Here is a 12,246-nt window from a genome sequence, read left to right as displayed (position 1 = left end):
TCTTACTACGGGGTAAAAAGTTATCAAAGCCGAAGCCTCTTTAATTACAGCAGGGCTTTTGCGTATGAAAATGCGGGTGTTTTATTACCCCCTGCATATAATAGTGTATGGAGAATTGTGGAAAGCGATCTTTCGTATGATGAGTATATTGAAAACCTTTACAGGGAAGCACGTCAAATTTATCCCGATGACCCCTTAAAACAAGAGGAGTATGTTAATGAACACAGACCTTTGGTTTATTGGAACTGGAATAACCTGGATAGTTACCTTCAATTTCAAAGGCTTCTCAAAAAATACAGGGAAATCGGCAGTCAGAAGACTCTTATTCTTGGGCTTGTTGTTTTAAACCACGTTGCCAGTGGCATTGACTACTTAATTTCAAAAGGGTTGAAAAAAACTGGCATAGATGCTGAAGTAAATTCGTCGTTGAATTTTACGGAAGCTTCTTTTTCCATTAATTTTAAATTTTAATTGCAGGAGGTCTTGTCAATGAAAATACAAATTATTGACCTTGTTAGGCAGCATAAACCCATGATGGAAGAACTGGCAGATGCCTTTAAAAGGGTTGTGGAATCTGGCCAGTTCATTCTTGGCCAAGAACTTGAACAATTTGAGAAAGAAGCTGCAAATTATCTTGGAAGTAAATATGCACTGGGTGTGGGAAATGGGACCGATGCCCTGACCCTTGCTTTGCGCGCCATAGGTTTGCAGAAAGAGGATGAAGTAATAACTACACCTTTTACTTTTTTCGCCACTGCAGAGACGATCGCAATTCTTGGCGCTAAGCCAGTATTTGTTGATGTTGAAGATACAACTTTAAATATTGATGTAACCAAGATCGAAGAAAAGATTACAAAACGCACAAAAGCCATCCTTCCAGTCCACATCTTCGGTCAAGGAGCTAAAATCGAAAAAATTCTTGAAATCGCAAAAAGTTATAATTTAAAAGTTATTGAAGACACAGCCCAGGGTTTTGGGGCAAAAAGGAACGGAAAGTTCCTCGGTACATTTGGAGACGTTGGCACTTTTAGTTTCTTCCCAACTAAGAATCTTTCCTGTCTTGGGGATGGAGGTCTTATCACTACTCAGGATGAGGCTATATACGAAATCATTAAAAAGCTGAGAGTTCATGGTTCACCGAGGAAATACTACCATGAAACGCTGGGTTACAATTCCAGGCTTGACAACCTTCAGGCTGCTTTTTTAAGGGTTAAGATGAAGTATATAGATAAATGGAATGAAAGACGCAGAGAAATAGCGAATATTTATAACAGAGAGCTAAGTCCCTATGTTAAGGTTCCCGAGGTAGATGAAGGTAATGTTCACATCTATCATCAATATACCATTAGAACAGAGAGACGAGATGAACTTAAAGCATTTCTGAATCAGAGGGGTATTATGACACAGGTCCATTATCCCATTCCACTTCATTTGCAACCCGCATTATCCTATCTTGGTTATAAAGAGGGCGATTTTCCGGTAGCAGAGAGAGCGACGAAGGAAGTCTTGTCTTTGCCTGTTTTTCCTGAAATGACAGATGATGAAATTAACTATGTTATTGATTCAATAAAAGATTTTTTCAGAGGTAAAAAAGCATGAGTGCCCGTGACTTGCTTGTTAAACTTTCAAGTGCCTTTGGTCCAGCGGGTTTTGAGGACGAGGTCAGGGAAGTCATAAGAGAATATATCTCAGGCCTCGTCGACGAGATCTTCGAGGACACTTCAGGCAATCTCATAGCACTTAAAAAAGGAAAGTCAAACAAAAGGGTTATGCTCGATGCACACATGGACGAAATTGGTTTTATTGTTTCTCATTTGAATGGGCCCTTTATTCGATTCCAGATGCTCGGTGGGGTCGACCCGCGACTTCTTCCAGGTCAAAGAGTCGTTATTAAAAACCGGAAGGGTGAGAAGATAAGAGGTGTTATTGGTACCATACCGCCCCACGTCCAAACTTCGGAGGAAATGAAAAAGGTATTTGAAGTGACGGACCTGTTTATTGACATTGGAGCCATTTCTGAAGAGGAGCTTAAGGAAAAGGGTATCTCTGTGGGTGATCCCGGTGTATTCTATGGAACTGCTGAGGTGGTATCGGATGATGTGATTGTTGGCAAATCCTTTGATGATAGAGCCGGTTGTGGAGTTTTGATTAAGGTTCTGGAAAGACTTAAAAATGTTCATTTGCCATATGACCTTTTTGTTGTCTTTACAACAGGTGAAGAGCTTGGGCTTAGAGGAGCAAAAACTGCAGTATATAATGTAGATCCCGATTTTTCGTTGAGCGTCGAAGGTACGATTGCTGTTGACAATCCCAATATACCACCACATAAACAGCCTTCACACATAGGAAAGGGTCCTGTGATAACGATTATAGATAGGAGTATTGTTGTAAATCCTAAGGTTGTCAGATTTTTCGAAGCCGTTGCAGAAAAGAACGGGATTGAGTTCCAGTATAAAACCCCAATCTACGGTTCTACCAATGCGGGCGTAATTCACCTTGAGAGGGGTGGGGTTTTTTCTGGCGTGGTTGCAGTTCCCTGCAGATACATACACTCGCCCATGTCCATCATGCGGCTTTCAGACTTTGAAAAAACTGTAGAACTTGTCTACAATATTCTCGTTGAATTACCATCTACTGATTTATTGGACAGAAAACTGAGACTATGAAGGTGATTTTTAAAGTTTATACCTATCTTAAAGCAGAGCTTGGAGCAGGTGAACTTCATCTTGACTTCCCGGGACGGGAAGAGGTAAGTCTTGATGAGGTTCTGAATGAGGTTGAAAAAGTTACTTCGAAAAAGATCAGAGACAAAGTACTTAAAGATGGGAGAATAAAGGAAGGTTTGATTTTCGTACTAAATGGTAAAAGTGTTGTTCCCGAAAATGTGTCTCAGGTATTTCTTAAAGACGGTGATGTTATATCTATTCTGCCTCCCGGTTCAGGTGGCTAATGGAAGGGATTTTTGCAAGACATTTGCCCTTAATCGGGGAAGAAGGCCTAAAGAGGCTACTTAATTCTACCGTTCTTGTTGCTGGTGCGGGCGGGCTTGGAACAGTTGTACTTCAAATCCTTGTTAGAAGTGGAGTTGGAAAATTATATATCGTTGACCATGGGATTGTTGATGAGCCAGATCTTAACAGGCAAATATTGTATACTCGTGAGCATTTAGGGAAATCCAAAGTAGAGATTGCATCTAAACAACTTAGAAAAATTCGGGACCTTGAAATCATTGCTCTCAAAGAAACAATTGATGAAAATTTTAAAATTCCTGAGGAAGTGAATGTAGTAGTCGATTGCTTGGACAACTTTTATGGCAAGTTCATTTTGAATGAACTTAGTGTAAGAGCAAAAAAGCCTTTCGTGCACGCAGGAATTAGTGGCTTTTATGGACAGATTACCACGATAATTCCAGGAGAAACCCTTAATTTAAAAGATATGTTGAGGAATGTACCCCTTGGGAAAGTTGGAGGTTTACCCGTAATAGCAACTGCACCTTTTATTCTTGGAACTCTTGAAGCCAATGAAGTGATCAAGTTTTTAACAGGTAAGGGGACACTTTTTAAGAATAAGATACTCGTTGTGGATTTACTTTACAACGACTTTCAGACGATAGAATTTGGCGGTTTGTAAAGCGTCCATTAAAATTTCTTCATGGGAATTTTGATTTCTATTTTTTTGCTGATTCAGGCTTCTGTTCGAGCAGATACAACCTGGATTGGGATGTACCTGATGGGTAACAAAGTGGGCTATTCCAGTGTGGTGGTAGAGCCCAGGAATGATGGCTACAAGGTTAAAGAAACCAATTTGATGCAGGTTCAGATGCTTGGGATGTCAAAGAAGGTTCTGATAAATAGCGAACTTAACACGGACAGGAACTTTAAATTGTTATCTGCTAAGTTCAATATGGTGACACAAGATCAGAAATTGACGGGTAAAATTTCAGTGAATAAAGACACACTTTTTTTAAACTATCAGGCTGAATCTTCCAGCCCCGTTACAAAGAAGGTGAACGTAACTGCACCTTTGTATGTCGAAACGACATTAAGGCTTTATTTAGAAAAAAGCAGGGCCAAAAGGATGTATGTAGTATTGCTCGATATTCCCACAGCAACTATTTCAGATGCAGTGTGCGAGCTTGTTAAGGAAGAAGGGAATACTCTTACTTACAGCCTCACATATCAGGGTACTGAAAGTAAAATTATCATAAGAAAGGGCAAATTTGTGAAAGAAGAGGGTCCAATGGGTATCGTTCTTCAGGTGGAAGACAGAAACAGGGCTATGGAAATTGCAAAGGAAATTGATGTTACGGAACTTTATGCCATTAAGCCGAATGTTCCCATTAGAGCTTATAAATATTTGAGGCTGAAGTTGGTTGGTCCTGTGGGAAATATAAGCCCTGCCCTTGGCCCTCAAAGGGTTCTTGAGAAAAAAGCCAACTTTTTAAGATTAGAAATTTTAAAACCTGAAATAGATTGCACAAATGAAAAAGTTTTAGGAGATTTGACACCATATTTAAAACCAGATCCTTACATTCAGTCGGATGATCCCGAGGTGGTGGCCCTTGCCAATCAAATTACCGCTGGAATTAAGAACCCTTGCAGGAAAGTGGAAGCAATAATAAACTGGCTCCAGAGTAGCATCAGTAAAGTTCCCTCTGTAACGATTCCTACTGCAACGGACGTTTTGAGGGAGAGAAGGGGTGACTGCAATGAACATGCGGTTCTTTTTGCTGCTCTTGCAAGAGCATCAGGAATTCCTGCCGATATAGTTGTAGGTCTCATTTACCAAGACGAGGCATATTACTATCATGCATGGAATATGGTTTATCTTGGTGGGAAGTGGATTTTTGTTGACCCAATATTTGCTGAGTTCCCTGCTTCTTTAAGCCATCTGGCTCTCGCCAGGGGTTCTCTTGAGAAGCAAACGGAGATTATGCAGATTGTCGGGGAGATCAAAATAGTCGTTGAAGACCAAAAATGAAAAGGTTAAGGCATTACATCCTGTCAATTATTTTACTCGTAATTCTGTTGTTCATTCTCATCAAAGGGGTAAAGCTTAAAGAATACGTGGAGGTTGAGCTTAACGGAAATATCCTTTGCCTATCATGTATCGGAATAGAGTAGCAAGTAGAACCAGGAAAGTAGATTTAGTAAGACGGATAGTGCAGTTTATATCTGCTTTTGGCATAAATAGCTATATTCCCGACATTAAAAATTTCTCAATCTACCAGGGTTCTTCCAAATCCCTGTGTGCTCCGGGGTTAAATTGCTATGCTTGTCCCTTTGCACGAACTTCCTGCCCTATCGGCTCTCTACAACATTTCATTGTTATAAGACAGTTTCCTTACTACATCCTTGGGTATATTGGTTTGGTGGGAGTCCTGGTAGGGAGAGCTTTTTGTGGATGGCTCTGCCCCTTTGGTCTTCTGCAGGAACTGGTAAAAAAGATAACATTATTTAGAATTAAAATCAAAAAGTCATGGGGAATTCTTAAATACGTGATTCTTCTCTTGATGATTCCAGTAGTTTACTTTACCTATGAACCCTGGTTTTGCAAACTCTGTCCTGCTGGAACAATTGAGGGCACATTTCCCATCATGTTGTCGCCTCTCTGGTCAGAACTATCCCAGCTAATATCTTACAGATTCTTCATAAAACTCTTTATAGCAATTGCTTTTATTATCTTGTTTGTTCTTGTTCGCAGACCCTTCTGCCGATACATGTGTCCCCTTGGCGCAATTTGGGGATTGTTCAACAGGGTAAGCTTTGTGAGGATGAAGGTGGATGTTAACAGGTGTTCCAAATGCGACCTTTGTCAGGAAGTATGCCCTATGGATATAAAAATATACGAAGACCCCAATCACTATGACTGCATAAGGTGCCTCAAGTGTGTTTATGTTTGTCCGCAAAAAATTATTGAAGTTGAAGTTGTAGGAACCACACTAATAAAGCCCCAAATAAGTCCAGTCCTTAAAAGAGACAAAATTAGTGGTTAAAAATTCATATATTTCCGTAATTTTTTGCCCAGAATTCCCGTAAATGCCGAACTTTATCTTCCAGCCAGTCTCTATGGTTTAGGTACCATTCTATCGTTATTCTAATTCCTTTTTCAAAAAGAGTTTGGGGTTTAAATCCAAGCTCCCTCAAGGCTTTAGAAGAGTCAAGGCCGTAACGAAAATCATGCCCCGGTCGGTCTTTAACAAAGGTTATAAGGGATTCATAGGGCTTTTCTATTGGAACAAGTTCGTCGAGAATGTGGCATATCATTTTTACGACTTCAATGTTTTTTCGCTCCTCTCCGCTTCCAATATTGTAAATTTCACCTGGTTTCCCTTTTTCAATGGCCTTGAATATCCCATCTATGCAATCGGAAACGAAAAGCCATTCTCTTATGTTTTCTCCTTTTCCATAAATGGGAATAAATTGTCTACTTAGCGCGCGGTAAATAACCACTGGTATAAGTTTTTCAGGGTATTGCCAAGGTCCGTAGTTGTTTGAAGGTCTGATAGTAATAACTGGAAGAGAGAAACTCCTAAAATAGGCTCTACCCAACATGTCTTGAGCAGCCTTGCTTACTGAGTAGGGTGAATTTGGCCTTAGTGGGCTTTCTTCGGTGAAGTACCCAGTTTCACCGAGGTCTCCATAAACTTCATCGGTAGAGATATTGACAAACAGTTTTATGCCGTGAGTTCTTGACGCCTCGAGTAAATTAAGCGTACCCTTTATGTTGCTGTCAATGAAGGAGAAAGGCTCAAGCAAGCTCCTATCAACGTGGCTTTCGGCAGCAAAGTGGATGACAATATCCGGTTTTTCGGACTCAAAGATTTTTCTTATTTCCTCGAGATTTGCTGTATCCACTTTGTAAAAACGATACTTACCTTGAATTTCCTTGAGCCTTTCCAGGTCGCCAGCATAGGTAAGTTTGTCAACCACGACGACATCATATCCTCTGTAAACTGCCTGTCTGACAAACTCACTCCCTATAAATCCTGCTCCGCCGGTTACAAGCAACTTTTCTTTCATGTACTAAATTATAAAGTTAAATGTTTTAATATTTCGGCAACTGCTTCGCCAATATTTGAATCTATTTTCAAAGTGCTGAAGTGGTCGTATTGAGTTTCGCCTTTGTTTATTATGATGAGTGGTATTCCGAGGCGAAGAGCTAATTCAGGTAAAAAAGCGGCTGGGTAAACGACGAGGCTGGTACCACAGGCTATAAAAAGGTCGGATTCTTTGACTTTATCAAAAGCTCTTTTAAGATCCTCCTCCTTCAAGGGTTCGCTAAAGAATACTATATCAGGTCTTATAACACCACCGCATTCACAGAGAGGAATTTTTTCGTTTTTCACAGACTCTATAACCTTCCAAACTGAAGATTTTTTGCCGCAATTTTCGCAATAGTATCTCGTTGCACTGCCGTGAAGTTCGACAACCTTTTTTGAGCCTGCTTTCTGATGGAGCCCATCGATGTTCTGTGTTGCTATGAGAAGAATTTTACCTTTTTCTTCCAGGTTCGCAAAAAATTTGTGGCCTGGACTGGGCTCTGCTTTTGTTATTAGTTCCAGGAGTTTTGTATGAAGTTTGTAAAACTCTAATGGATTCCTGCGGAAAAAGGAGATTTCAAAAATTTCTGGAGAGTAAGTGGAATAAAGTCCTCCAGGACCTCTGAAGTCTGGTATTCCGCTTTCGGTGCTTATGCCAGCGCCTGTTAGAACGTATATTTTACTGCTTTTTTCAATGAGTTTGGCTGCTTTCTCAAAAAGATTCATTTGATGAATAATTTAAAATGTAAACATTGAACTTACAAGATTTTGAGTTTAAAATCTCAATATGGCCATACTGTTGCCATATAAGGGAATAAATCCAAAAATAGGGAAGGAAGTGTATCTTGCACCCAATTCTGTTATAGTTGGAGATGTTACCATCGGAGATTATTCTTCCATCTGGTTTGGCGCGGTTTTGAGAGGCGATGTGGAGGATATAGTTGTTGGAAAGTACACAAACATTCAAGATAATGTCGTGGTTCATGGGACTAAGGGTAAATATAACGTCGTTATAGGTGATCATGTAACGATTGGACATAATGCAACTATTCACGCCACAAAAATTGCTTCCCACGTTATTGTTGGAGTGGGTGCAATACTCCTTGATGGTTCTGAGATTGGAGAATACTGTATTGTTGGGGCGGGCGCCGTAGTTCCACCGGGAATGAAAGTTGAACCTGAAAGCCTTGTACTTGGGGTCCCCGCTAAGGTGGTCAGAAAAATCACCAGTGAAGAAAAGGAGATGATTGATAAAAATTGGATGAATTATGTTGAATACGCAAGGGAATACCTCAAGGGTAAATGATGTATCTTTTAATTATTTTATTCGGTTTTTGGCGTAGCACAGATCCCGTTAAACTCTACAGGGAAGGTAAGTACAAAGAGTTTATAAAGATGTTTTATTCTGAGCCGAAGTTTGGAAGAGATAAATATTTGCCTTATGCCGCCCTTTCTTATCTGAATCTGGGTGAACTTGATAGTGCCTGGGTCTATTATAAAAAAATCCCAGGGGAGAAGCCGGAATACAGAGCTCTTGATGGTTTAAGTTTCAGAATTGCCGAAGAGCTAAGAAAGAAAGGGCTAATTAAGGAAGCATTGGAAGCTTATTATTTCTCTTATCTTGGCAAATATAATCCTGAGGAATGCGTAAATTATATATGTTCGCTCTCAGGAATTCCAAGAGAACTAGCAACTGATTCTTCTTTAAAACTTCTTTTTTCAAAAAACAACATTTACGTAGTTGCCCCCTTTTCCGGAGAATACCGAGATATTGGCGTGGAATTATACAATTCCATCAGCTTTTATTTTAAAGGAAGTATAATTAGGCTGGACGAAGAAGATAGGGAGAAGCTCCTCGAAATTCCCGGGAATTCAATCGTAATTGGCCCCATCAAAAAATCAACAAGCAGACACCTTGATTCTATATACCAATTTCCTATCCTCTGGATCTCTCCTTTCACAGAGAACACACCTGTAAGAAGTTACCTGTTTTATTCCCCATATAAAACTCTCATGGAAGAGTGCGATTTCCTCGTAAGTTTTATCTTAGATTCTCTGCAGGTTTCCAAGGTGGCACTGGTAAGGGATACGAGCTTCTTTGAAGATTTGTTTGCCTCCTATTTTAAAACTTCTTTGGCAAAGAGGGGTAAATTCCTGGCTTATGATATTTGTGTTACCGGTCCGACGGAATTTGACTCAACCATCGCCATGGAAGTGGATTCTCAGAACATAGAAATTGCAGTTATCTCGGGATTGTCGAAAAATTCTTATTTTTTATATTCAGCCTTTAGAAGCATGTTTCCAGGAAAGCCTATTATTGGGACCTTTGCCTGGCTCAACAAAATGGAACAAATTCCCAAGTATATGCTTGATCTTATCGTAAGTGGTTTTCCGATCAGCATGGGCCAGATTTTCAGGAATTCAGAAGTGCGGGAAAAATTCACGAAGGAATTTTGGTACAAATTTGGATATTTCCCTTCTGAGGTTGGGCTAACTGGCCTTGATATTGGCCTTTTGCTGAGTGAGGTTGCGGATACAAACAATATAGGTACATTATTGAATCTTATGCGCCTTTCAGGTTATGTGGGGCCTTCTGGCGCAGTTTACAAATTTTCGGGGGGATTTTCAATCTATGAGATTGTAAAAGGTGAGTTGAAAACAAGGGAGGCACAAAATGGTGGAGAAGAAAACTAAAAAGGTTGTAAAGAAAGAGGAGTTCAAGTATTCGAAAAGAAACTGGATTTTAATTTATGCCGGCCTATTCATTGGCATTGTTTCTCTCATTTTAATGGGATTGGGAGACATAACCATTTCAGTAATCCTTTTTGTTATTGGTTTCCTTGTCCTGATTCCGTTAGGTTTACTTTTAAGGCCACAAGTTTAAATTTTTGAAAGGAGGTAGAAGTGCGCAAGCTCGTATTGCTGCTTGTCCCCGTTTTTTTATTCGCGAGGGGAATAAGTGATGAGATTTCACTTGATCCCTCAAAGCTCCAGATAAAGGAGTTTAAGGGGTATGTGAAGATCAATTATCCTGGAGCAGTTTTCTACGGACCTGCTGGCTCTCCAATGCTTCCAAAACTGTCTTATCATCTCCTTTTGCCATCAGGTGCAAAGGCACACTCCGTTAAAATTTTGAAGGTGGAGACAGTAAAGATACCCATTAAGGGAACTGTATATCCCATGCAAAAGCCTGTACCAATTTCTTATAAAAGGGAGCCAGATTTTGTAGAGCCCGATCCTCGTTATTACTCTCTTCCTGCGTATCCTGAAAACTATATTACCCTTGCTGGGACCGGCAATATTTCCGGTTATTCTGTTGCTGGGATTATTCTGAACCCCGTTATCTATAAACCTTTTGCCAAAGAAATAGAGTTTGTCCGAAGAATTGAGTATGAGGTGGAATATGAAGAAGGAGTTCCGTACCGGGCGACATCACAGCAACAAAAGGTATTTGGGAAGATTGTGGAAAAACTGGTCCGGAATCCCGGATTTCTACCTTTTTATGCACCTCAGAACCAGGATGTGAAGGGGGGCGATACTGTAGAAATGGTCATCATCACTTCGAGTAATTTTGCTCCCTATTTCGATTCTTTAAGAATCTGGAAGGAGGAAAGGGGAATAAGAGCACAAATAGTAACCCTTGATGAAATTTATGCAAGTTACAGCGGAAGGGATGAACCGGAGAAAATCAGGAACTTTATAAAAGATTACTACGCTAACAAAGGTTTGGTTTATGTGATTCTTGGAGGTCAGGCGGATTATGAAAATGGACAGGAGATAGTTCCAAGGCGTGATGCGTTCTATATAGAATCGTATGCGGGGTATTACAATGATGAAGACACTATTCCATGCGACCTTTACTATTCTGACCTTGATGGTGATTGGAATGCTGACAATGACAATGTCTGGGGGGAAATAGGGGATAATGTGGATATGTATCCTGATGTGATTGTAGGCAGATTCCCTGTGAGAACCGTGGACCAGATCAATAACTTAATCCAGAAAATAAAAGTTTATGAATCAAATCCAACGGCAGGTTATTTGACAAATATTGTCTTGCCTGCCGAGTATTTATTTGCTGACTATTACTATTATGGGGATAGTATAAATAACAGAATTTCGGAACTGACCCCTACTCCACCGTGGAATGATATAAAACTTTATGAATCTATGGGTAACCTCAGTACCGGGAATTTTTTAAATGCAGTGAATAATGGTGTCGGTTTTGCCCATTATGCGGCCCATGGGAACGAATATGGAACAGGTTTTATAAGCCTCAGCAACCTTGCAAACATGACAAATGGAGATAAGGTCGGAATTCATAATGCGATATCTTGCTTCACTGGCGCGATTGACGAGGTTCCAGGTGGTGATTGTTATGCAGAATCGCTTGTAAATTTGAGAAACGCGGGGGCTATTGCAGCTATAATGAATACAAGGTATGGATGGGGATATCCTCCACAGCTTGGTCCGAGCGAGCTGATAGATTCTACTTTCTACTACCATATCTTTACGCCCGATGTCTGGACGCTTGGGGAAGCCCATATTTTGAGCCTCGCAAGGTGGGTTCCAATGGCGGTAGAGGAAGGTTCAGATGGTGTTTTTCGCTGGTGTATATATGACCTCTGGATTTTCGGGGACCCCTCTCTCCAGGTCTGGACCGATGAGCCAGTTGCAATTAATGCCTCTTATGCACCCGTGGTTCAGCCTGGTCAACCTGTTTTTAATGTGGATACGGATTCACCTGGCTCAATTGTCGCAATTTCTAAGGAAGGGGTACTCGTAGGCAAGGCTATTGCAGATTCGAGTGGCAGTGCTTCTGTCCCTATAGGGGGAGATTTGCTTCCCGGGGATACAGTGAAGATTGTAGTACGTGCCAAAAACAGGTTGCCACATGTTGGAAGCATTATTGTTTCCTCAGAGGGGGCTTATGTCTCTTATTTAGATTCTTATATTGAAGAAATTTCAGGTAATGGTAACAACAGGGTAAATCCTGGCGAAACCATAAGGCTCTACGTAATGCTTAAGAACTATGGGCAGGACCCTGCAACTAATGTGAGTGCAGTTTTAAGCACAACAGATGATAACGTTACAATTACCGATAATACTGCCAGCTATGGCGAAATTGCACCTGGGGATTCCACATACGGGACTGACTATTTTGAATTTCAGGTTTCCTATTCCGCTGTGGATCAGGAGTTAAT

14 protein-coding genes are annotated in these 12,246 nt (G+C 40.5%); 12 read left to right on the top strand and 2 right to left on the bottom strand.

What is annotated here, in order from left to right; all coding sequences use genetic code 11:
- From QMD82_05855 to QMD82_05820, 8 genes are all read left to right on the top strand, one after another.
- On the top strand, positions 1 to 471 hold a 471-nt coding region (locus QMD82_05855; protein MDI6851442.1), incomplete at its 5' end, for a hypothetical protein.
- Between the two features lie 18 nt (positions 472 to 489).
- Positions 490 to 1,599, top strand: coding sequence for a DegT/DnrJ/EryC1/StrS family aminotransferase (locus tag QMD82_05850; protein MDI6851441.1), 1,110 nt, complete (start codon positions 490 to 492; stop codon positions 1,597 to 1,599).
- Positions 1,596 to 2,666: a M42 family metallopeptidase gene (locus QMD82_05845; protein ID MDI6851440.1), complete on the top strand. Its 1,071-nt coding sequence runs from the start codon at positions 1,596 to 1,598 to the stop codon at positions 2,664 to 2,666. Before QMD82_05850 ends, QMD82_05845 begins: the two co-directional genes overlap by 4 nt.
- Positions 2,663 to 2,950 carry a MoaD/ThiS family protein gene (locus QMD82_05840; protein ID MDI6851439.1) on the top strand — a complete coding sequence of 96 codons (288 nt, stop codon included), beginning with the start codon at positions 2,663 to 2,665 and terminating at the stop codon, positions 2,948 to 2,950. Before QMD82_05845 ends, QMD82_05840 begins: the two co-directional genes overlap by 4 nt.
- The gene (locus QMD82_05835) at positions 2,950 to 3,630 is read left to right on the top strand and encodes a HesA/MoeB/ThiF family protein (GenBank protein MDI6851438.1); all 681 of its coding nucleotides are present in this window, start codon (positions 2,950 to 2,952) and stop codon (positions 3,628 to 3,630) included. Before QMD82_05840 ends, QMD82_05835 begins: the two co-directional genes overlap by 1 nt.
- A 21-nt stretch (positions 3,631 to 3,651) precedes the next feature.
- Positions 3,652 to 4,980, top strand: a complete 1,329-nt coding sequence (locus QMD82_05830; protein ID MDI6851437.1) for a transglutaminase-like domain-containing protein — start codon at positions 3,652 to 3,654, stop codon at positions 4,978 to 4,980.
- Entirely contained in the window at positions 4,977 to 5,123 is a 147-nt protein-coding gene (locus QMD82_05825; protein ID MDI6851436.1) for a hypothetical protein, read from the top strand. Before QMD82_05830 ends, QMD82_05825 begins: the two co-directional genes overlap by 4 nt.
- A complete protein-coding gene (locus QMD82_05820) occupies positions 5,105 to 5,995 on the top strand; it encodes a 4Fe-4S binding protein (protein MDI6851435.1) in 891 nt (296 codons plus the stop codon). Before QMD82_05825 ends, QMD82_05820 begins: the two co-directional genes overlap by 19 nt.
- Before the next feature lie 4 nt (positions 5,996 to 5,999).
- Here QMD82_05820 and rfbB read toward each other — a convergent pair whose 3' ends face one another.
- Both rfbB and QMD82_05810 read right to left on the bottom strand, forming a co-directional pair.
- Positions 6,000 to 7,022 carry a dTDP-glucose 4,6-dehydratase gene (gene rfbB / locus QMD82_05815; protein MDI6851434.1) on the bottom strand — a complete coding sequence of 341 codons (1,023 nt, stop codon included), beginning with the start codon at positions 7,020 to 7,022 and terminating at the stop codon, positions 6,000 to 6,002.
- Between the two features lie 8 nt (positions 7,023 to 7,030).
- Positions 7,031 to 7,768: an NAD-dependent deacylase gene (locus tag QMD82_05810; GenBank protein MDI6851433.1), complete on the bottom strand. Its 738-nt coding sequence runs from the start codon at positions 7,766 to 7,768 to the stop codon at positions 7,031 to 7,033.
- A 61-nt stretch (positions 7,769 to 7,829) separates the two neighbouring features.
- Between QMD82_05810 and QMD82_05805 the strand changes: the two genes are divergently transcribed.
- The 4 genes from QMD82_05805 to QMD82_05790 form a co-directional block, all read left to right on the top strand.
- Positions 7,830 to 8,348, top strand: a complete 519-nt coding sequence (locus tag QMD82_05805) for a gamma carbonic anhydrase family protein (protein ID MDI6851432.1) — start codon at positions 7,830 to 7,832, stop codon at positions 8,346 to 8,348.
- Entirely contained in the window at positions 8,345 to 9,736 is a 1,392-nt protein-coding gene (locus QMD82_05800) for a hypothetical protein (protein ID MDI6851431.1), read from the top strand. The genes QMD82_05805 and QMD82_05800 overlap by 4 nt, the downstream gene beginning before the upstream one ends.
- On the top strand, positions 9,717 to 9,926 hold the full coding sequence (locus tag QMD82_05795; GenBank protein MDI6851430.1) for a hypothetical protein: 210 nt from the start codon (positions 9,717 to 9,719) through the stop codon (positions 9,924 to 9,926). The genes QMD82_05800 and QMD82_05795 overlap by 20 nt, the downstream gene beginning before the upstream one ends.
- A gap of 20 nt (positions 9,927 to 9,946) precedes the next feature.
- A partial coding sequence (locus QMD82_05790) for a C25 family cysteine peptidase (protein MDI6851429.1) occupies positions 9,947 to 12,246 on the top strand: 2,300 nt, incomplete at its 3' end.

Source organism: bacterium (assembly GCA_030019025.1).
In the GTDB taxonomy this organism is placed as follows: domain Bacteria; phylum Hydrothermota; class Hydrothermia; order UBA1063; family UBA1063; genus UBA1063.
The sequence above is the reverse complement of the archived record's forward strand: the minus strand, read 5'-3'. Positions and strand labels throughout refer to the sequence as shown.

Bases quoted from the DNA above. Each gene is read 5' to 3' on its own strand.
- QMD82_05850 (MDI6851441.1), top strand. From the start codon at position 490: ATGAAAATACAAATTATTGACCTTGTTAGGCAGCATAAACCCATGATG.
- QMD82_05845 (MDI6851440.1), top strand. From the start codon at position 1,596: ATGAGTGCCCGTGACTTGCTTGTTAAACTTTCAAGTGCCTTTGGTCCA.
- QMD82_05840 (MDI6851439.1), top strand. From the start codon at position 2,663: ATGAAGGTGATTTTTAAAGTTTATACCTATCTTAAAGCAGAGCTTGGA.
- QMD82_05835 (MDI6851438.1), top strand. From the start codon at position 2,950: ATGGAAGGGATTTTTGCAAGACATTTGCCCTTAATCGGGGAAGAAGGC.
- QMD82_05830 (MDI6851437.1), top strand. From the start codon at position 3,652: ATGGGAATTTTGATTTCTATTTTTTTGCTGATTCAGGCTTCTGTTCGA.
- QMD82_05825 (MDI6851436.1), top strand. From the start codon at position 4,977: ATGAAAAGGTTAAGGCATTACATCCTGTCAATTATTTTACTCGTAATT.
- QMD82_05820 (MDI6851435.1), top strand. From the start codon at position 5,105: ATGTATCGGAATAGAGTAGCAAGTAGAACCAGGAAAGTAGATTTAGTA.
- rfbB (MDI6851434.1), bottom strand. From the start codon at position 7,022: ATGAAAGAAAAGTTGCTTGTAACCGGCGGAGCAGGATTTATAGGGAGT.
- QMD82_05810 (MDI6851433.1), bottom strand. From the start codon at position 7,768: ATGAATCTTTTTGAGAAAGCAGCCAAACTCATTGAAAAAAGCAGTAAA.
- QMD82_05805 (MDI6851432.1), top strand. From the start codon at position 7,830: ATGGCCATACTGTTGCCATATAAGGGAATAAATCCAAAAATAGGGAAG.
- QMD82_05800 (MDI6851431.1), top strand. From the start codon at position 8,345: ATGATGTATCTTTTAATTATTTTATTCGGTTTTTGGCGTAGCACAGAT.
- QMD82_05795 (MDI6851430.1), top strand. From the start codon at position 9,717: ATGGTGGAGAAGAAAACTAAAAAGGTTGTAAAGAAAGAGGAGTTCAAG.